12 protein-coding genes and 2 pseudogenes are annotated in these 20,840 nt (G+C 59.9%); 9 read left to right on the top strand and 5 right to left on the bottom strand.

All coding sequences use genetic code 11. The features are described 5' to 3' along the window. Positions 1–114 precede the first annotated feature (114 nt). The 3 genes from acnA to CA85_RS18020 all read left to right on the top strand — a co-directional run bounded on the left by acnA (position 115) and on the right by CA85_RS18020 (position 5,385). Positions 115–2,820 (top strand): aconitate hydratase AcnA, encoded by a 2,706-nt coding sequence (gene acnA, locus CA85_RS18030; protein WP_146392733.1) that lies wholly within the window; start codon positions 115–117, stop codon positions 2,818–2,820. 17 nt (positions 2,821–2,837) lie between these two features. Further along, positions 2,838–4,262 carry a DUF2254 domain-containing protein gene (locus tag CA85_RS18025; RefSeq protein WP_246112934.1) on the top strand — a complete coding sequence of 475 codons (1,425 nt, stop codon included), beginning with the start codon at positions 2,838–2,840 and terminating at the stop codon, positions 4,260–4,262. A 73-nt stretch (positions 4,263–4,335) separates the two neighbouring features. After that, positions 4,336–5,385, top strand: coding sequence for a hypothetical protein (locus CA85_RS18020; RefSeq protein WP_146392732.1), 1,050 nt, complete (start codon positions 4,336–4,338; stop codon positions 5,383–5,385). Between the two features lie 37 nt (positions 5,386–5,422). On the opposite strand, the gene CA85_RS18015 is transcribed toward CA85_RS18020, so the two are convergent. Further along, positions 5,423–6,343 (bottom strand): LysR family transcriptional regulator, encoded by a 921-nt coding sequence (locus CA85_RS18015; protein ID WP_146392731.1) that lies wholly within the window; start codon positions 6,341–6,343, stop codon positions 5,423–5,425. A gap of 124 nt (positions 6,344–6,467) precedes the next feature. Between CA85_RS18015 and metE the strand changes: the two genes are divergently transcribed. The 3 genes from metE to CA85_RS25790 all read left to right on the top strand — a co-directional run bounded on the left by metE (position 6,468) and on the right by CA85_RS25790 (position 13,257). Continuing rightward, complete coding sequence (metE, locus tag CA85_RS18010) at positions 6,468–8,789, top strand: 5-methyltetrahydropteroyltriglutamate--homocysteine S-methyltransferase (protein ID WP_146392730.1); 2,322 nt, start codon at positions 6,468–6,470, stop codon at positions 8,787–8,789. Between the two features lie 98 nt (positions 8,790–8,887). After that, positions 8,888–10,906 (top strand): redoxin domain-containing protein, encoded by a 2,019-nt coding sequence (locus CA85_RS18005; RefSeq protein ID WP_222435476.1) that lies wholly within the window; start codon positions 8,888–8,890, stop codon positions 10,904–10,906. Next, complete coding sequence (locus tag CA85_RS25790; RefSeq protein WP_146392728.1) at positions 10,906–13,257, top strand: efflux RND transporter permease subunit; 2,352 nt, start codon at positions 10,906–10,908, stop codon at positions 13,255–13,257. Before CA85_RS18005 ends, CA85_RS25790 begins: the two co-directional genes overlap by 1 nt. A 98-nt stretch (positions 13,258–13,355) precedes the next feature. Here the strand turns inward: CA85_RS25790 and CA85_RS26035 are convergent. From CA85_RS26035 to ispH, 4 genes and pseudogenes are all read right to left on the bottom strand, one after another. Then, a pseudogene (locus tag CA85_RS26035) lies at positions 13,356–13,418 on the bottom strand (H-X9-DG-CTERM domain-containing protein); the annotation flags it as partial. 416 nt (positions 13,419–13,834) lie between these two features. After that, positions 13,835–14,491, bottom strand: a pseudogene (locus tag CA85_RS17990) (DUF1559 family PulG-like putative transporter); the annotation flags it as partial. Between the two features lie 35 nt (positions 14,492–14,526). Beyond that, positions 14,527–16,038: a leucyl aminopeptidase gene (locus tag CA85_RS17985; protein WP_146392726.1), complete on the bottom strand. Its 1,512-nt coding sequence runs from the start codon at positions 16,036–16,038 to the stop codon at positions 14,527–14,529. A 78-nt stretch (positions 16,039–16,116) separates the two neighbouring features. Next, on the bottom strand, positions 16,117–17,067 hold the full coding sequence (ispH, locus tag CA85_RS17980; RefSeq protein WP_146392725.1) for a 4-hydroxy-3-methylbut-2-enyl diphosphate reductase: 951 nt from the start codon (positions 17,065–17,067) through the stop codon (positions 16,117–16,119). A 273-nt stretch (positions 17,068–17,340) separates the two neighbouring features. Here ispH and hpnC point away from each other — a divergent pair, with 273 nt between their 5' ends. From hpnC to hpnE, 3 genes are read left to right on the top strand one after another with little or no spacing between them, the layout of a single operon-like run. Further along, positions 17,341–18,282, top strand: coding sequence for a squalene synthase HpnC (gene hpnC, locus CA85_RS17975; RefSeq protein WP_246112933.1), 942 nt, complete (start codon positions 17,341–17,343; stop codon positions 18,280–18,282). Continuing rightward, positions 18,279–19,295 (top strand): phytoene/squalene synthase family protein, encoded by a 1,017-nt coding sequence (locus CA85_RS17970; RefSeq protein ID WP_146392723.1) that lies wholly within the window; start codon positions 18,279–18,281, stop codon positions 19,293–19,295. Before hpnC ends, CA85_RS17970 begins: the two co-directional genes overlap by 4 nt. Then, a complete protein-coding gene (gene hpnE, locus CA85_RS17965) occupies positions 19,292–20,818 on the top strand; it encodes a hydroxysqualene dehydroxylase HpnE (RefSeq protein ID WP_146392722.1) in 1,527 nt (508 codons plus the stop codon). The genes CA85_RS17970 and hpnE overlap by 4 nt, the downstream gene beginning before the upstream one ends. The last annotated feature ends 22 nt before the right edge of the window (positions 20,819–20,840 follow it).

Genomic DNA, 20,840 nt, shown 5'->3' with positions numbered 1-20,840 from the left:
ATTGAGGGGGGAAAACGATCAGTGGTGATCCATGGCTAGAAGACATTTCGGGCAATCGCTGTTAAACTCAGGTAACTACGCTAGCTTTTGCCATTCTATGAAGGAAACCAACCAGTGACTGCGGATTTATTCGGTGCACGCGAACAGTTCGAAACCGGCTCGGGCAAAGCGGCCCTGTATCGTTTGGAAACGTTGCAGAAACAGGGGTTGGGGCAAATCGACCGTTTGCCGTTTTCGATCCGCGTGCTGCTCGAGGCGGTGTTGCGAAATTGTGATGACTTCCAGATTTCGCAGGACGACGTCAAGAACCTGGCGAGCTGGCAGGCCTCGGAGGTCGCCCCTCACGAGGTGCCATTCAAACCCTATCGCGTGGTTCTGCAGGATTTTACGGGCGTTCCCGCTGTAGTGGACCTCGCCGCGATGCGATCGGCGATGCAGCGAATTGGTGGTGATCCGAACAAGATCAACCCGCTGATTCCCGTCGATCTGGTGGTTGATCACTCCGTCCAAGTCGACTTTTTCGGTAGCGAAGGGGCACTGATTCGCAATGTCGAAATGGAGTTCGAGCGGAACAAGGAACGCTACGAGTTTCTGCGCTGGGGGCAGAACGCATTCGATAATTTCACCGTCGTGCCGCCCAACGTGGGCATCGTCCACCAAGTGAACCTGGAATACCTCGCTCGCGTGGTCGCGATCTCCAATGACGACCAGGGCCCCGTCGCCGTCCCGGATACCTTAGTGGGAACTGATTCTCACACCACGATGATCAACGGGCTCGGCGTCCTCGGCTGGGGTGTCGGCGGAATCGAAGCCGAAGCCAATATGCTCGGCCAGCCGCTGTATATGCTGATGCCCGAAGTCATCGGATTCGAATTGACTGGCGAAATTCCTGCTGGCGCGACCGCGACGGATATGGTGTTGCGGGTCGTCGAAATCCTTCGCAACGAAGGGGTTGTTGGCAAGTTCGTTGAGTTCTTTGGAACGGGCATGAACGCGATGAGCGTGGCCGACCGGGCGACGATCGCAAACATGGCGCCGGAATACGGGGCCACGATGGGATTCTTCCCCGTCGATGATGTGACGCTCGAGTACCTGCGGCAAACCGGACGCAGCAAACAGAACGTGGAGCTCGTCGAGCGATATTGCAAGGAACAAGGTTTGTTCCGTGTCGATGACGGACCGAAATTGAACTACACGAAAACCCTCTCGCTGGACCTGTCGACTGTCGTGCCGAGCTTGGCGGGACCGAAGCGCCCTCAAGACCGCATTGAGCTGGCGAACATGAAGAACGAGTTTGAGAAATCGTTGACTGCACCTGTCGGCAAGTCCGGCTTCGGTTTGGATGCTGCTGCACTCGATCGAGTGGGCAAGGTGTCCGGCGACGGACAAAGCAGCGAGATCACCCACGGCGCGGTCGTGATCGCTGCGATCACTTCCTGCACCAACACGTCCAATCCATCGGTGATGGTGGGGGCCGGATTGGTTGCCAAACGGGCTGCCGAGCGAGGACTGAAAGTGGCCTCGCACGTCAAGACGTCGTTGGCACCAGGGTCCCGTGTCGTGACGGACTACCTCAATCGTGCTGGGCTGACCGAAGCCCTCGACCAGCTCGGGTTCAACACGGTCGGATATGGATGCACGACCTGCATCGGCAACTCCGGCCCCTTGCCCGAGCCTGTTGCCAACGCGATCAAGGAAGGTGATCTCGTCGCCTCAGCCGTGCTCAGTGGGAACCGCAACTTTGAAGGCCGCGTCAATCCGATGACCCGGGCGAACTACTTGGCGAGCCCACCGTTGGTTGTCGCTTATGCACTTGCCGGAACGACGGACATTGATCTCGTCAAAGAGCCACTCGGTCAAGGCACCGACGGCAAAGATGTCTTCCTCAGCGACATCTGGCCAACCGCCGATGAGATCCGCGACACCATCGCGGCCTGCATCAAGCCTGAGATGTTTACCAAGGAATACGACGCGGCGGTTAAAGGAAATGAGTTGTGGAATGCCATCGATATCGCTGGCGGTGCCCTGTATCCATGGCGTGAAGAGAGCACCTACATTCACCACCCACCATTCCTCGATGGGGTCACCGGAGAGGCGGTTCCAGACATTGGCCCGATCACCGGCGCCCGGGTGCTGGCTCTGTTGAACGATTCAGTCACGACCGACCATATTTCTCCCGCGGGCGCCATCGCGTCGGACGGGCCTGCCGGGCATTACTTGCAAGAGAACGGCGTTCCCGTTCGCGAGTTCAATTCGTTCGGTTCGCGGCGCGGTAACGACCGCGTGATGGTACGGGGCACATTCGCCAACATCCGGATTCGCAATCGGCTCGCACCGGGTACCGAAGGCGGCGTGACACGTTACCTGCCGACCGACGAAGTGATGAGTATCTACGATGCTTCGATGAAGTATCAGGCAGACGATGTCCCACTCGTTGTTCTGGCAGGCACGGAGTACGGTACCGGCAGCAGCCGTGACTGGGCTGCCAAGGGCACGATGATGCTAGGCGTCAAAGCCGTCATCGCTGCGAGTTTTGAGCGGATTCACCGTAGCAATCTCGTCGGCATGGGTGTCTTGCCGCTGGAGTTTGCCAACGACGCAACCTGGGAATCGCTGGGGATCACCGGTGAGGAAAGCTTCGATATTGTGGACTTGTCTAATGATCTCGAGCCGCGATCGCTGATTGCGGTGACTGCGACTGACCCTGCGGGCAAGAAAACGCAGTTCGATTGCCGTGTCCGGATCGATACGCCCGTGGAACTGCAGTACTACCGCAACGGCGGTATCCTGCCCACGGTCCTGCGAAACCTGCGCGGTTAAATCATAGCGCCGCATTCATGAGCGAACTTTCGATGCGCGCCTTGTTCGTGCCACTTTGGGAAAAAATCCGTGCCTCCTACTGGTTCGTTCCTTCGCTGATGGCCATCGGTGCGATCATTCTGTCGCTGGTCACGACGACCATCGACAGCCGGATCGGGGCGGGATGGATAGACGATATCGATTGGCTCAATGCGAACCAGCCGGCGGGGGCACGGGCGGTGCTGTCGACGGTCGCGGGGTCCATGATCACCGTGGCGGGCGTGACCTTCTCCATGACGATCCTGTCGATTTCGTCAGCCACGAGCCAGGTCGGTCCCCGACTGCTCAATAACTTCATGGCTGACAAAGCCAATCAGTTCACTCTGGGCGTGTTCATCGCCACTTTCTTGTATTGCTTGATGGTACTTCGTACGGTCCGCAATGCCGAATCGCTCCCTCCAGGGGTGCAGAGCGAAATGGATTTAGCCTCTGCCTTCGTGCCGCACCTGTCGGTGATCGTGGGCGTGTTGATGGCGATCGCGAGTGTGGGTGTATTGATCTTTTATATCCATCACATTCCCGAGACCATTCACGTTTCCAATATCATTGCCAATGTTGGAAGGGAACTCGATCGTCAAATCGATGGGCAGTTTCCCGCCCGCCTCGGCGATCCTCAGTCGGCCGATTCCGACGACCAACGCGTTGCCACGCTGCCGCCTCTGTTTGATGAATCGGCGGCACAGGTTTGCTCCAACGGCACGGGGTACCTTCAGTACGTCGATGGCGATCGGCTGATGGAGATTGCTCAGGAGAAGGATTTGGTTCTACATCTGCAGCCGAGTCCGGGCGATTTTGTCACCCGGTCGAGCGTCCTTCTACTGGCTTCGCCCTGCGATCGCGTCGACGAGCACTTGCAAGGGAAACTGGCAGCGTTATTTGTCTGCGGGGCCCAGCGATCGGCGACCCAAGATTTGCGTTTTCTGATCGATCAGTTGGTCGAGGTCGCCATGCGGGCGTTGTCGCCGGGCGTGAACGATCCCTTCACCGCGATCAGTTGCTTGGAATGGCTGCAATCGGCCCTGGAAACTCTGGCGGAGCGTGAGTTGCCTGAATCGGCTCGCTACGATGAGCAGGAGCGACTGCGGATCATCGTGGCACCGGTCACGTTCGCAGTCTTTGCCTCGCTCGTGTTTGACCAATTGCGAACCTATGTCGCCGCGGATCGAAACGCATCGGTCATGATGATGGAGATGATCGGCAATCTCACGGCCCTGGTTTCTAGCTCCAGCGATCGGCGACTACTGGCGCGTCACGCCTGCGCTCTGCGGCGGGCCTGTCGCCACCACCAAGTCGATACGCGAACGCTGGCTCTGATCTCCCAACGGTATCGCGGCTTACTGCGTTTGCTGATCGATGAGGATTTTCGGGATCGGGCTCGGCAGACCGGGCACTGGATTCGCTGAGCACTTGTTCGCATTGGCATACCGCTTGCATTAGAATGGCGGCGTCCTGTCCAACACCTAGCGGAGAGTTTCGATGAGTTTCAAGGTTTGCCTGCTACTGAATTCCTGTCTGGCCGCCCTGGTGGCCATGCCCCTTGCCCCGACGCACGCTCAAGACACCGGCCCGGGAACGGGAACGCGTCCGGCACAGCCGAGTGCCGCTTCCCCGAGCGGCGTCAGCGACTGGGCGTTGGCTGGAGTGGTCTGGAGCGATGCGAGCTTGACCCGAAAATTGGCTGCCGATTCGCTCCGCCAGGCCCAGAGCGAAGGCGCCGATCAATCCACTCAAGCAGCACTGCAACAGCTCGCCGACCAATCTCAGCAGATCATTAAGGCGCTCGAGCAATTCGGTTGGTCGCACAAGCAATCCGCTGGCTCGGAGGCGGCACCAGATTCTGCTGCTCCCACTGCCAATCCCGCTGCCGCCGCCGCTGAAAATGCTCCGGCGTCGACCCAGGAGATCATGGCAGAGAAGATGGAGGCGGCTCGAGCCCGGGGGCAAGCCCAGGCGGAGGCAGCCAGCCCGCTCAAGCCCCTGCCGCGGGCATCGAGCCGAATGAGCGAACGCGATGGACAAACTCTCTCCGACACGCTCCCCTATAGCGCCGGCTCGATCTATGATCACGGGAGCTACCAGCCGGGTGGCAATTATCTCGACGACGCTCCCATGTCCGTGGGCGCATCGAAAGTCTACAGCGGCGAGCTGGACGAGATCGAACGAGAGGTCAACCGAGAGGAGTCTGCTGCACAAGCTCGAGCCGAAAGTGAAAGCCAACCGAAGGTCGACCCACGCGTGACCGCCGGCCTGCTCCGCCGAATTGCAATGGACGATTACACGACCACTCCCCAGTCAGAGTCGGAATCGGGGGCGACGGGGACCTCCGATCACGCCGACGCCCGTTGGGTCCAGTTCCGTCTCGATGCCAATCAGTGGACCTATTCGCACGTCCAGCCCAACGAGCGAATGCCCGCGGCCCGGGCGGCTCTGCGTCAACTGAAATCGACCGCCATGGTCGCGGGACGATCGACGCAAGACGAATCGCTGAAACAGATCCTGGCGCCGATCTTGAAATTGTCGCTGTAGACATGGCCAGGATCGGCCGGGGCGACCGCCCCGGCGATCAAGATCCAGGCTCTGCGCAGGGAGGGTTCGACCGCATCGCTCGCGCTCGGTCTAGGAACGCGCTGACGTAGTCAACTTCCAAATCGGCCTGACGCAGTCCGAGAAAGATTTGCTTCGATAGCCCGTTCTCGCCCAATGGCAGGGGGACGAGGTCAAAGTGTTTGCCTTGTTCGACAACCAGCCAACGCGGGAGCGCCGCGACGCCGCGGCCGCTTGCGACCATCTGCAACATGATGTCTGTGGTTTCAATCCGCTTGTGACGCTTCGGAACCATTCCGGCCGGCGTTAAAAATCGGCTGAAGACATCGAGTCGGTCGGCTGAAACCGGATACGTGATGATCGTCTCGCCAGCGAGATGGGCGGGTGTGACGAACTTTTCCCCGCATAGCGAATGGTCGGGGCCGACAACCAAGACGTGTTCATAGTCGAATACCGGCTCGAATACCAAACCCGACCTCCGAACCGGGTCCGGTGTCACGAGCACGTCGATCTCGTGATCGTCGAGAGCATCGACGCCACCAAACTGGAACTTCTGCTTCACGTCCAGGTCGACCCCCGGCCAGGCCTCCAGGTACGGCGCAACGATTTTCAGCAGCCATTGATAGCATGGATGGCATTCCATCCCGATGCGCAGGACGCCTCGTCCGCCTTCGGCAAACTGCTCGAGTTGCAGTTCGAGTTGCTCGAACTGCGGCAATATGCGCTGGGCGACCGACAGCACGTACTCTCCCGCCTGGGTCAACCTCAACGATCTGCCTTCGCGCGTCCAGACCTGGAGGCCGATCGACTCTTCGAGCTTGCGAATCGAATGACTCAGGGCCGGCTGGGTGACATATAAACGCTCGGCTGCCGCTGTCAGCGACCCTAACTCGTCGACGGCGCGGACAATCTCTAAATGGATGCGTTCGATTGAATTCATGGTGTAGTTGTCTATGAGTAATATTCATGGATGTATCAAATCATATCATTTCTACTCATGCTAATGCAGTGATACTGTTTGCCCATCGACGATACTCATTACCGCTTTCAGAGAGATTTTCACGATGGTCAAGACGCACAACTTGGGATTCCCGCGTATCGGGGCAGCCCGTGAGTTGAAGTTCGCCTTAGAAGCCTATTGGAAGGGCCAATCTACGCTCAGTGAGCTAGAAGAAGTGGGTGCTGATCTCCGCCAACAGAACTGGCGGACCCAGTCGCGGCTGGATTGGGTGCCGGTCGGAGACTTTTCGTTCTACGATCAAGTGCTCGACATGAGTTTCCTCTTGGGTAATCTTCCCAGGCGTGTGCGGGATTTCAGCGGTGAGTCGCGAGATCTGTACTTCCGGGTTGCCCGTGGCCGGTCGGCACCATCGGCCGATCGACACGACGGTTGTTCCCTCGGCATCGCTGCGGGAGAGATGACGAAGTGGTTTGACACCAACTACCACTACATCGTCCCCGAGTTCGACACCGATACCGTGTTCTCACTTCATGCGGCCGAGTTGTTGGCTCAGGTTCGCGAGGTGCGGTCGCGGGTGTTCGACGCCAAGCCTGTCCTGATCGGACCGTTGACCTACCTCGCCCTGGGTAAATCCAAGGACGCGACGGACAAGCTCTCGCTGCTACCTCGGCTGTTGCCTGTGTACGCGGAGTTGCTGCGCACGCTCGCCGCCGAGGGCGTGCAGTGGGTGCAGATCGACGAACCGATTTTGGCGATGGATCTTGATCCGGAATGGAAAGCGACCTTTGCTGCCGCCTACGAATCGCTCCGTGGTACAGGTGTCAAGATGATGCTGACGACCTACTTCGGTCCGTTGCAGGACAATCTCGCGGCTGCTGCCGCTCTGCCGGTAGATGGCGTCCATCTCGACGCCGTTAATGCGCCCAGTGAGGTACGCGACTTAATCCGCCAGGCACCTGAGGATCGAGTTATTTCGCTGGGTGTTGTCAACGGCCGCAATATCTGGAAGGCAGATCTGAACGCAACCCTTGATTGGCTCGAACCCATCGCAGAGCAGTTGGGTAATCGACTGTGGATCGCTCCCTCCTGCTCGCTGCTGCACGTGCCTGTCGACTTGGCATTGGAATCGAAATTGGATAGCGAGGTCCAGTCTTGGTTGGCTTTCGCTACCCAGAAACTGGAGGAGCTCCAGATTCTACAGACAGCTCTCAACCGCGGCCGCAGCTCGGTGCAGGCTGCACTCGACGCCAACGCCGCAGCGGTGCAATCGCGACGGGGCTCACCTCGGGTGAACAGTCCAGCCGTCCGGGCCGCCGTTGCCAAGATCGATGCGCAGCTCGGCAAACGCAGCAGCGCCTACGCGGAGCGAGCGAAGGTTCAGGCAGGCGTGGTGCCGCTGCCACTCTTTCCCACGACCACAATCGGTTCCTTCCCGCAAACCCCTGAGATTCGCCGCGTGCGAAGACAGTTTAAGTCGGGAGCGATAACAGAGACCGCCTACCGCGACGTGATGCAAGCCGAAATCGCGCACTGCATCGCCGAACAGGAATCACTCGGACTCGACGTGCTGGTCCATGGCGAGCCCGAACGAAACGACATGGTTGAGTACTTCGGCGAACAGCTCGATGGTTACGCCTTCAGCGAGTTGGGCTGGGTCCAATCCTATGGCTCACGCTGTGTCAAACCACCGGTTCTCTTCGGTGACATCAGCCGCCCTCAACCGATGACGGTGGCGTGGACGACCTATGCCCAATCGCTCACCGACCAGCCCGTGAAAGGCATGTTGACCGGCCCGGTGACGATCTTGAATTGGTCCTTTGTGCGGGACGACCAACCGCGTTGGGTCTCTTGCCAACAGCTCGCGTTGGCGATTCGCAGCGAAGTGCAGGATCTCGAGAAAGCCGGCGTGCGTATCATTCAGATCGATGAAGCTGCCCTACGTGAGGGCTTGCCCTTGAGACGGTCCCAATGGAAGGTCTATCTAGACTGGGCCATCGAGTCTTTTCGAATTGCCGCGAATGGTGTCGCCGATGCAACACAAATTCACACGCACATGTGCTACTCCGAGTTCAATGACATCATCGAATCGATTGCCGAGATGGACGCCGACGTGATCACAATCGAAACATCGAGATCGGACATGGAGCTGCTCGAGGCGTTCCGTCGCTTCGATTATCCCAACGCCATCGGGCCGGGCGTCTACGACATCCATTCGCCCAACATCCCCACACAGGAACAAATCATCGGGCTGATGCAAAAGGCGGCCGAACGAATTCCTTATCAGCGACTGTGGGTAAATCCGGATTGCGGTCTGAAAACCCGTCGCTGGGAAGAGGTTGTTCCCGCTCTCGAGCAGATGGTCACCGCCGCAAAAGAATTGCGGGCGGCTGCTTCGTTCACGCGGAGATCGAGACCGCTGCAGTGAGTTCATGCTGGCGCGATTGACTACTGACGGCGGGGCCGGGACAATCAATCACGTTGTTGATCGATCCTGTGCACGAAGATGGACTGTCCGGCCACGTCATGAATATTTGCTCGCAGCTTCTTCGTTATGCTGGTATTGGTGTGTTTGTTTGCCTCGTCGGGATGCGGGGAGCCACCGCTGCAGGTCCAATTCCGCTATTGAAACTGCAGCTGCGCGATCCCGCAGGCCAGGCGATCACGTTGCCGCCGAGCGAGTTCACCGTCGTCTGCTTTCTGGGCACGGAATGCCCGTTGGCGAGACTATACGGACCGCGACTGGAGCGACTGAAGGACAGATTTGGCGATCAAGGAGTGACGTTTGTTGGCGTCGACAGCAACGCTCAGGACTCACCGGCTGAAATCGCTGACTATGCCAAGGACGTGGGTCTGACCTTTCCTATCGCCAAAGACGCCGATCAGTCGGTCCTTGCCGTCTTCGATGCCGAGCGGACGCCTGAGGTTTTCGTTGTCGATGCAGCGGGACGGGTTCGCTACCGAGGCCGCATCGATGATCAATACGAGCCGGGATTGGCTCGGGCGAAACCGACGCAGCATGACCTGCGTGAGGCGATCGAATCGTTGCTCGCAGGCGAAACCGTTGAGCATCCACAGACACCTGGTGTCGGTTGTTTGATCACGAAGATCCCTCACCCGAGCGGAAAGGATGCAGACGCAGCCACGGTGACTTTCACTGCGGACGTGGCACCGATCTTGAATCAGCACTGCGTGGAATGTCACCGCGACAGTGAGATCGCGCCATTTGCCTTGACCGATTATGACGAGGTCGTGGGATGGGGGCAGATGATGTTGGAGGTCATCGATCAGAAACGCATGCCGCCGTGGCATGCCGACCCGACGATCGGACATTTCGTCGGCGAGCGGAAGATGCCCGAGCAGGCCCGCGATACGATCGCCCGCTGGATCGACCAGGGCATGGCCGAGGGAGATGCGGACGACCTGCCGCCGACACCAACGTGGAACTCGGGGTGGCATCTGCCGACGGATCCGGAACTGGTGATCCCGATGCGGGACCGCCCTTTCCATGTTCCCGCAGATGACGTTGTCGATTACCAATACTATGTCGTGGACCCCGGATGGGAGGAAGATCGTTGGGTCCGGGCCGCCCAGGTCGTGCCGGGCAACGCCCGCGTGGTCCATCATGCGATTGTATTTGTCCGCCCACCCGACGGCAGTGATTCGCGCGGTATCGGTTGGCTCGGGGCCTACGTCCCCGGCCAGCGAACGGCGATATTGCCTCCTGACCATGCTCGCCGCATCCCAGCTGGATCAAAGCTGATTTTCCAGATGCACTACACGCCCAACGGACGCGCCAGCGACGATATCTCGCGCGTCGGCGTTTGGTTTGCGGAGCCGGCCGACGTGACCCATGAGGTGTTCACGCGCGTGGCTATTGATCACGACTTCGAGATCCCGCCGCGAACCGAAGACTACGACGTGCACATCTCACTCGATCGGTTCGATCCTGAGAGCCGGCTACTCGGAGTGACGCCTCACATGCACCTGCGTGGCAAGTCGTTTCAATTGAAAGCGCAGCGGCGCGGTGGCGAGGTAGAGGATCTGCTGCGGGTGCCTCATTACGATTTCAATTGGCAGCACTACTACCAATTTGCTGAGTCTCTTCCGCTTGATGAGATCGAATCCTTGGACATGACGGTGACATTTGACAACTCCGCGGCCAACCCAGCCAATCCCGCGCCGGAGGAGTACGTCACCTGGGGCGATCAAACCTGGGAGGAGATGGCGATCGCGTTTCTGGATGTCGCCCGGCCGCGACACCGCACCCGCACTGTTGCCCGGCGGGAGGAGGCTGGCGACGTGCCGACGGCGCAATCCGGTTCGTCGGCCGGTGGCCAGGATGACGATCGATTGGCCGCCGACCAGGCAATCCAAAGCCGGGTGCGGAAGTTCTTGGCGGCGATGGACCAAGACGGCGACGGCCGGATCCTCCGTGAAGAAACTCCGTTGACTTTTCAGAAGTTTGGGTTTCGCAAAATGGATCGAAACCGGGATGGTGTTTTGGATCATGAGGAAGTCGAGACCGCGGCGGCGGAGCGGTAATGCCTCCAAGTGAAAATGAAAACGCCGCAGGCCGCCCGGGTCTGGCCACTCGGTTGTTCTATGGATGGGCCGATCGCCCGATCTTACAAGTGATCGTCGTCGTCGTGATGTCGACGATCGCGTTGATCGGATACATCCAACCATCGCTCATCCTGGACTGGGTCACCCCACCGGTATCCCAGACCGAGCCGGCTGCTGAGACGCATCGCCGCAGTCAACCGAAGCCAAAGAATGTTTCGCGTCAGGCATCGAGAGTCAAACCGTTCCAGGTCGCTGGTGGTGAATGCGTACTGGTGGCGCGCAGTGACGGGTTCTTCACCGAGGCTGGATTGACGGCGATGCGCCATGTGACCGAGCAGTTGCAAGCATTGCCACAGGTGAGCAGCGTCTTGTGGCTCGACGACATTCCGGACTTCAACGTTTTCGGGCTTTCAGGAACTCTATTGCCGAGTTCGCATGCGTCGCCCCGCCAAATGCAAACCGCCCGCGACGAAGTCCTCCGCAATCCACTGGCCGTGGGGCAGCTGATCTCTTCCGATGGCAAAACCTTGCTGTTGCACCTGCAGCTCGATTGGTTTTTCGTCACCGACGATGCTGCGGCGACGACCGAGATTCGCGAGCAGGCCGAGCGGGCAGCGGCGCAGATTGCTGGCGCGGATATCGACGTCCAGTTGACCGGCCCGGTCCCGCTGCACCTGATGACCGTCGAGAATCACGTGGTCAATTCACGTCAGTATCAGTTGCTCGGCTATAGCATCATGCTGCTGTCGGCTTTGTTTCTCTTCCGCGGGTTCGCCGCTGTGCTGTTGGTCGCGGTAGCCCCGGCGATGGGGGTGTTCTGGACGATGGGTGTGCTGCACTTCTTTGACTTGCAGGACAATCCTTTTAACGACATCATCGTCCCGATCCTGATCAGCCTGGTGGGCTTGACCGATGCGGTGCATTTGATGGTGGAGATCCGTAGCCAACGCGCCGCTGGACTGAGTGTTCGCGACGCCACACGCCGGGGGCTCGCCCGCGTCGGATTGGCCTGTCTGTTGACCAGCCTCACGACCGCGATCGGATTTTTCTCATTGTCGTTCGCCCACCATGAGATCGTCCAAGACTTTGGTTGGTGCTGTGTACTGGGCGTGGCGATGACCTTGATCAGTGTATTGACGGTGATCCCCTTGGGATGCCGCTCGCCGCTGGGACGACGCCTGCACGTGGGTATCGGAAACAGTCTCATCGATGGGCAGCTCAAGCGGATCGATCCGCTCATTGCCTGGGTGTTGCGGCATGATCGGGCGGTGGCCGCAGCGGCGATCATCTCCACGACGATCTTGGCGATAATCGCCCTCAACCTACAGCCGGATGAGAAACGATACAGTGGGTTGAGCGAATCGGCCGAGGCGGCCCAAGCACTCCGCCATCTCGACCAGTCGCTCGGTGGACTCGAATTCGGTTTCGTCTCAGTGAACTGGAGCGAACAGGCCGACGATGGTGAGCTGCTGCAGGTTCTCAACGACGTCGACGAGACGCTTCGTCAGGAACCCCTCATCGGTCATCCGTTGGGGCTGCATCAATTGATCGCAGCTTTGCCTGGTGACGGTGACGCGGCGGAGCGAATGACGCTGCTGGAGCTGCTGCCGCCGCCTCTGAAGCGAGCGTTCTATCAACCTGAGGGCCGATTCGCATCGGTTCAGTTCCGTGTGCAAGACCTGGGCATCGCCGCCTACGGTGATGTGTTCTCACGCATCGAATCGCGACTTGGCGGCGTCATGCAGCAGCACCCGAACTTCTCGCTTTCTCTCGAAGGGGATGCGCCGTGGCGGTGGCGAAATGTCTACCGCATCGTCACCGACCTCGCGACCAGCCTGGGGACGGCCAGCATTGTCATTTGGCTGGTTCTGACGCTGGTGTACCGTTCGATTCGAATCGGATTGATTTCGATCGTACCCAACCTTTTCCCGCTGGCGGCAACCGGCGCGATGCTGATGCTCAGCGGACAGCATTTAGAGCTCGTGACGGTGTGTGTTTTCACGATCTGCATCGGCATCGCGGTGGACGACACGATTCACTTTTTGACGCGTTATCAAGAGGAGAGGCGAATCGGCGGCGATCATGAAGATGTGATCCGCCGCGCCTTCACCGGGGTCGGCTCCGCCTTGCTGATGACAACGATCGTGTTGGTGGCTGGGATGCTGACCGCCGTCTTCGCCGACGCCCGCGATGCCAGGCTGTTTGGGATCATGGGCTGTCTCACACTCACGACGGCCTTGTTCGCCGACCTCGTGCTATTGCCAGCCCTGCTGAGTCGATTCAGTGGGGCTGGCGCGACCGACAACCGTCGCAATACAGCACGTGTTTGAGCCGCCCCCCAATGAAGTTGCTTCACTGGGGGAGCGTGGTCATTCCCGGTGCCGCCATACCAGATGTTGCCGGCTTGCTGGTTCCCGGATTCAATTGAATCCGTAATGAACTTCACCGCGCCATCGCCCACCAGGACGTGAGCACCGCCTTGATGTCGACTGCTGGGGCTGTAGCTGCCGGGTTGTCATGTGCTGCCGCCGGTGCTGCAGATGGGCGAGTTCGGCGGCGTCATCGTCGTGATAGTAGAGAACACGGGAAAACCACATGCCCATTTCATACCACGTTGGATTTCAGCCGCCCCTGCCAGGGCCGTGGAATCACCTCTCCAAAAACTTGGGTTCATCCGACGGAATCGTGCGCAGAGCACAGCGGAAGGATTTTTGAGGCATGGCTCTCGTATCCAATGATCGTTCAGAAATGCGTCCCTGACGAACAAACGCTCGCCAGGGACCGACAACACCATTGGCGTACCGCTTTTGCAGGGAAACGCTGGCGACCGAGATATCCCTTGCCAAGCCAGCACCTCTGCAGAGCTCGGCTCCGTTTCTCCCGGCAGTGCCAGTCTAACATTGATAATCACATCCCACAAATAAATCCTTCGATACGGGAGCCATGCCTTGAAAACCTCGGGCGCACGCTTCCGTCGGATGAGCCAAAACTTGGACGGGGCGGATCGATCTCCGTTGACGTCGTGCACAGCGAGGGGTTGTTGATAATCGTTGCTGAAAACGAAGCGTCGTTTACCGCTTGCGTGGTGACTTGACGGTCACCGAGATCCGTATTGAACTCACCGGCTGCGATGGTATTGGCCAAGCCGTCCAACACATCCCGGAATCCCATCGCCACGCGCGAACGAAACATGCCACGATTCGCTTTGACGGCTCGCGGATAGACGGTGGCGTTGGCTTGTCCCGTTTCGTTGACACCACCTGTGTTCTGCTGGCCCAGTGCATCGCCGATACAAACACCATGGTTCGTTCGACCTTGAGCCGGCAGCCCCGTGCCGGGATCGCTCGGGCAGCGATAGGTCGCGACGTTTGTCATCCAAGGATCGTAGCGCGCCGATTGGTGAGCGCTCAAACCCATCTCGGGATTGGGTCCCATCGAACTGTAGAACTGCACAGGGGTAGCTGGATCGAGCACTTTGAACGGATTACTGATCTGTTGCCATAATGCCTGTTGTTCGATGAATGGCAGCAGGGGAACCAGGGCGCTCAAGTTGTTCCGGTTGTTTCCACCATACGGTCCGCTGGGTGAGCTTGCCGTGCCTAGCGAGCCGCCGCATCGTCAATCCAACGGACGAGTGTCCGGACCATCACCCCGGTTGCGCCAGCATCATGTGAGGCTTTGGCGGAGTCGGCGAACGCGGGGCCCGCGATGTCGATGTGCAGCCAAGGGGTATCCTGGACAAAATTCTCCAGGAATTTGGCAGCGGTAATCGCTCCGCCCCAACGCCCTTCGCCGACGTTCTTGATGTCCGCCACCTTGCTTTTTACTTTCTCGTTGTAAAGGGAGAACATTGGCAATTGCCAAACGGGTTCGTTCTCCTGTTCAGCCGCCGCGCTGACCTGTTCGCAGAGTTCCTGGTTGTTTGTCATTAGCCCGGCGACTTCATTTCCCAAGGCGACCATGCAGGCGCCGGTCAGGGTGGCCAGGTCGACGATCGCAGCGGGGGAATGTTCGACAGCAACATCGAGGGTATCGGCGAGCACGACCCGGCCCTCGGCATCGGTGTTGCGGATTTCGATCGTTTTCCCCGAGCGTGTTTCGATGACGTCACCGAGCTTGTATGCGTCGCCGCTGACCATGTTTTCGGCCAATCCACACAGCCCGATCACATTGCGGCGGATGCCCAGTTTCGCGATGGCCCGCATCACGCCGACCACGGTCGCGGCGCCGGCCATGTCGCACTTCATATCGACCATTCCATCACTCGGTTTGAGTGACAGCCCGCCTGAATCAAACGTGACCCCTTTGCCGACGATGGCCAGCGGCGCTTCGTCACCCCCGCCATTGTGTTTCAAGATCACCAGTCGCGGTGGGCTTGTCGAAGCGCGGCCAACGGCCAGAATTGCACGGCAATTTTCCGCTGCCAAGCGCTTTTCATCCCAGATTTCGCACTGCAACCCTTCGGTGGCTGCCATCGCGGCGGCCCGGTCGGCGAACTCGGTTGGGTTCATGATGGTCGGTGGCTCGTTGACCAATCGGCGTGTGTGGTTGATCGATCCGCCCAGGTTTTCGCCAGCGGCGGCTGCTTCGGCCGAAACGCCAACGAACGCGATCGCATCGGGGACATGGGTCGCGGGCTCGCTCTGATAGAGATGCTGGCCTTCGCAGGCGCTCACTGCGCCGGCTACCAGGGCGTCGTGGTTGGCGGCCACGGTCGTCTCACCGACAAGAAAGGTGACCTGCGAGCGCGGTTTGTCGGCGAGTCGGCGAATGACGGTGGCGGCGATGTCGTACGTGCCGCCGCGCGTCGCGTCCGAGGGTTTGCCAACTCCGGCCACCACGAGCAACGGGAATTCGCCATCTGCGGTGGCGAGGCATTGGACCTCACCCCGCTTCCCTTCGATCTCCCCTGACTCGATCAAGCGGTCGAGCGTGGCACACAATGCAGCGGACAATTCCGCACGAACGCTGGCGTCGATTTGCGCTCCCGAGACAGCGCCCTCGCTGCTCGGCTCACTCTGAGCGGAGAGAATGACCAACACGCCTGGATCGGCCGGCAATTGGCTCGGAGCGGTGATCTTGGGGGTGGGCAGTGGAAGCGGTGCGACCATGAATTTGTTCTCTCAGGGAGGTGGACGGTTCTAGAGTACGGTTAGGACGGAGGCGGCTCGGGATCGCCGGAGATGGTCCTATGTTTTAGCGGCGAGTTCTTTCGCGTAAGCCCGCAGTGGCTTGGGTAGCGGAAATTTCACATCTTCTTTGCGGATTTCGCGTTGCTCGAGCGTCGCATCGAAATTGGAAACGAGCCAATCGATCGTGGCTTGGACGACTGATTCAGGAGCGCTCGCACCGGCGGAGATCAAAACCGTGTCGGCGGATTCAAATTGCTGTTGCTGCAGATCCTGAGGTCCGTCGACGAGGTACGCCCGTTGACCTTTTTCGGCAGCGAGTTCGCGCAGCCGTTGACTGTTGCTGCTGTTCTGGCTGCCCAGCACAACGACGACGTCAGCGTCCTCGCTGAGTTGGCGAACTGCTTCTTGGCGATTTTGCGTGGCGTAGCAGATATCGTCCTTGGGCGGGCTGTGGATTTCGGGGAATCGTGCTCGGAGTCGTTTGATCACGCGGTTGGCGTCATCCACACTCAGTGTCGTTTGCGTGAGATAGGCCAGTTCGGTTCCGGCAGGGAATTCCAGCCCGTCGACGTCCGCATCGTTCTCCACCAGCACGATCGCTTCGGGGGCCTCCCCCATCGTGCCGAGGACCTCGTCATGGCCTTCGTGGCCGATCAGCACGATCGTGTATCCTGCCTTGGCATATTTAATTGCCTCCAAGTGGACCTTCGTCACCAGCGGACAGGTGGCGTCGATGGCGAACAGTTCCCGGCTGCGGGCGGCCTCGCGGATCTCCGGCGAGACGCCGTGAGCGGAAAACAGCAGCACGCTGCCGCGGGGCACCTCGTCGATGGAGTCGACAAAAACCGCTCCCTTGCCCTTGAACTCGCCCACGACATGCTGATTGTGGACAATTTCGTGGTAAACGTAGACCGGTGGCCCAAATTTCTGCAGCGTCAGATCGAGGGAATCGATCGCCATGTGTACCCCCGCACAGAATCCACGGGGCGCGGCTAAGAGGATCTTCATGGTGAATGTCGGATCACGGTGAAAGTTAGAACAAAAAACGCCGCCGAATGAAAAAACGCCCGCTTGAGGAATGTCATTCATCGCCGACCCGGTAGAATAACCGCAGACCGGCCATCGCGTCCAACGCCCTTGCGCACTTCCCGTTCTCAGCAGCGTCGAGAATGCCTGAGGATTCCTGTCACGGAACGATGAGCCCCCCGTTGTTGCCTGTTACGTACTCCCCCGTATCTGCGTTCCCCCGCCTCCGTCGGTTCCACCATCGCTCGCTCCTCAGTGCCACCACCGGACCACGAACTCGCCGCCGCGCAGAGGCGGTGTCGTCAGATCGCGCGCTCGCACCGAGAGAACTTTCTCGTTGCCAGCGTTTTGCTGCCGCGGCGGATGCGACAGCCGTTTTTCGACGTTTACGCGTTTTGCCGCACGGCTGACGATGCGGCCGACGAGTCGGCCAGTCCGGCGGAGGCGACGGAGGCGTTGGCGAAGTTTCGTCGCTCGATCGCCGGCCTCTTTGATGGTGGTGAGGTCGCCGGCCCGTTCCTAGCCTTGGCCGTCACGGTTCGGCGGTTCGATCTGCCGCGAAAACCATTCGACGATTTGCTAGATGCATTCGTCCAAGACCAATCGGTTCATCGCTACTCCGACGAGTCCCAGTTGTGGGATTATTGCCGTCGCTCGGCCAACCCCGTCGGCCGCCTCGTGCTGGCCATGGCGGGCTGCGATAGCGATGAGCACTACTGCCTGAGCGACGAGATTTGTACCGCCTTGCAGTTGGCAAATTTTTGGCAAGACGTCGGCCGTGATTACGCAATCGGCCGGATCTATCTCCCCGAGTCAGTGATGCAGCGGCACGGGTTCGACGAATCGGTGATTGCCAATACGATCGAGCGAGCCCAGCCGACACCGGGCCGTGTCCGCGAGGCGATTGCCGAGCAATGCGATTGTGCCCGCGACCGTTTTGAACGCGGTCGTCCGCTCGCCCGGATCGTGCCACCCTGGTTAGCGGCCGATATTGATTTGTTCGCCCTCGGTGGGTTGGCGACCCTCGACGCGATTGCGAAGTTGGACTACGACGTACTGCAGCACCGTCCCCAGGTTCCCAAACGCACGCAAGCCGGGTTCGTGATGCGAGCGTTGATGCGTCGATTGACGGCATGGTCGCATCCATCGTCTGAGCGGACGTCGCTGTCGGTGCCCGATCGGAGGCAGCCATCATGAGCGGTCGAGCCACCGGTGAAGTCGCTGCTAGCTATGCAGCGGTGCGTCGAATCTCGCGTCGCAGCGGCAGCAGTTTCTATCGTTCGTTCTGGTTGTTGCCCCGCGAGCAACGCGATGCGATGCTCGCGCTGTACGCCTTCGCCCGCATCACGGATGACCTCGGCGATTCGAGCGAGCCCGTTTTGCTGCGGCGCCGGGCTTTGGATTGGTGGCGTCAGACCACGGCTATGAATTTGATCGGTGACGCCCCCGACTCGCTCCGGTTGGCCGAAGGGATCGACGAATTCTCGCCATCAACGGCAATACTATTGAGCTCGCGGTCGAGTGAAATCATGCCAGCCCTGCGCCACGCTTCGGACCATTTTTCGATCCCCTCGCGGTATCTGCTCGAGATCATTGACGGGGTACTCGCCGATCAGCAGAAGAGCCGTTTCGATACCTTCGAGCAGCTCGAGCATTACTGTTACTTGGTAGCGTCGGCGGTCGGGATCGCTTGCTTGCACATTTGGGGATTCCGCTCGCCGCTGCCGATGCGAGCAGCGATCGATTGTGGGTTGGCGTTTCAGCTCACCAATATCCTGCGAGACGTCGCAGAGGACGCCGCTCGGGGGCGTATCTACTTGCCACGCCAGCATTTTGAACAGCATGGTTTAGAGGAAGACGATCTGCTCCAACCGCGGCGCGATGCGCGGCTGCGATGTTTAATCTTGGACGAAACCCGTCGAGCGTCAGAGCTCTTCGATTCCGGCTGGCGGGTCTGGGATTCGCTCGAAGAACCCGGGCGGCCGATGTTCAGCATGATGTGGCGGACCTACCGAGCGCTGTTGCAGCGGATCGCCGAGGATCCCGATGCCATCCTCAGTCGCCGGGTGTCTTTGGGGAAGCGGACCCGGTTGGGGATCGTATCGACGCATTTCATCGGCCCTTTGTATCGCAGGTTGCCGGTGCCGCCCGAGGAGGTCGGACGCGATCCCCGGCCGGCAGGGACGTCGACCGCCGAGACGAACGCGTGACAGGATCAGCAGCGAGTTCGGCGTCGCGTCACCCCCGGGTGGTCATCGTCGGTGGCGGGATCGCGGGCATGTCGGCCGCCATGGCGTTAGCAGGCCAGCGGTCCGCGGAGGATGATCGGCCGAGTTGGGAAATCGTGCTCGTCGAGGCGAAATCAGCGGCCGGTGGTCGAGCCGGTTCGTTCACCGATCCGGCCTCCCATGAAACGATTGACTACTGCCAGCATGTCGCGATGGGGTGTTGCACGAACCTGCTCAGCTTGCTGCGTGAAGCCGGTCTGAGCGAGTGTTTTACCCGCTACGACGAGCTGCATTTCTATCATCCCAGCACCGGGGCCTCACTGTTCCGGGCAAACGGTTGGTTGCCGGCGCCGTTGCACTTGCACTCGGCATTGTCCGGATTGAAGTATCTGTCACGTAGGCAACAGCGACGAATTCGTGGTGGGTTGTGGCGGTTGATGCGGACGACACACGCCGCCGTGTCCGACTTCGATGCGGCGACGTGGTTGTCTCGGCACGGGCAAGATGCCGAGTTGCGGGCGCGGTTCTGGGATCCGATCCTCGTCAGCGCCTTGGGAGACGTTCCTGAATGCGTTTCGATGGCGGCGGCGCGTAAGGTCATCGTGGATGGTTTCGCAGCGGCCCGCGGTGCCAGTGATGTCTGGGTACCCAACCGCACCCTCTCTGAGGTTTTCGGCACGACGCTTATACAGGTTCTCAAGGAGCGCGGTGTGCGGGTGCGAACGGGCAATAGCGTGCGGGAGATTCGCAGGGGTTTCGCGGAAGGTGATACCGGCGAAGCGAGTGTCGTGCTCGGAGACGGCGAAACGATAGCTGCTGATCACGTGATCCTAGCCACGAACTGGCGCGCCGCATCGCGTTTGGTTGACACACTTCGAAGGCAGTCGTGGCCGCTTGCGATCGCGAGATGGCATCGAGGGTTGATGGAAACGCTGGCATCGATCGAGCCCTCGCCGATCAGCGGTTTGCATCTGTGGTTTGATCGTCCGCTGACACCTCATCCGCATGTAGTGATGGTCGGCACCACCGCCCAGTGGCTTTTTCGTGATCCGGTACGACAAGGTACCGATCCGGCCGCGGGTCACTACCACCAGGTTGTGATCAGTGGCCGGCATCCATTTAGCGACGCGGCGAAAAACGCGCTTGTCGAGCGGGTTACCGGTGAACTGCGAGCCGCGTTTCCTGCGGCCAAGGACGCGGTGCTCCTGCACAGTCGCACGGTGACCGATCCCGCTTCCGTGTTCCGCATCAGTCCCGATTTGGAGTCTCGTCGTCCCTCCGCTGCCACACCACTGAGCTGGTTGCACCTGGCCGGTGACTACGTCCGCACGGGCTGGCCAGCGACCATGGAGGGGGCTGTGATCAGCGGCCGTCAGGCCGCCGAATCGATTCTCCGCCAATCCTCCCCGTCCTCGTCGTGTTCGCCACTGGTATTACCCGGTCTGCCGCCGGGGCGATTGGCTCGGCGGCTGATTCGCGAGTGCGGCTCGACTCCACCGAGATGAATATCTGTAAGTTTGCTCCCCC

Origin of the sequence: Allorhodopirellula solitaria (assembly GCF_007859855.1) — a bacterium.
GTDB classification, from domain to species: Bacteria; Planctomycetota; Planctomycetia; order Pirellulales; family Pirellulaceae; genus Rhodopirellula; species Rhodopirellula solitaria.
The sequence above is the reverse complement of the archived record's forward strand: the minus strand, read 5'-3'. Positions and strand labels throughout refer to the sequence as shown.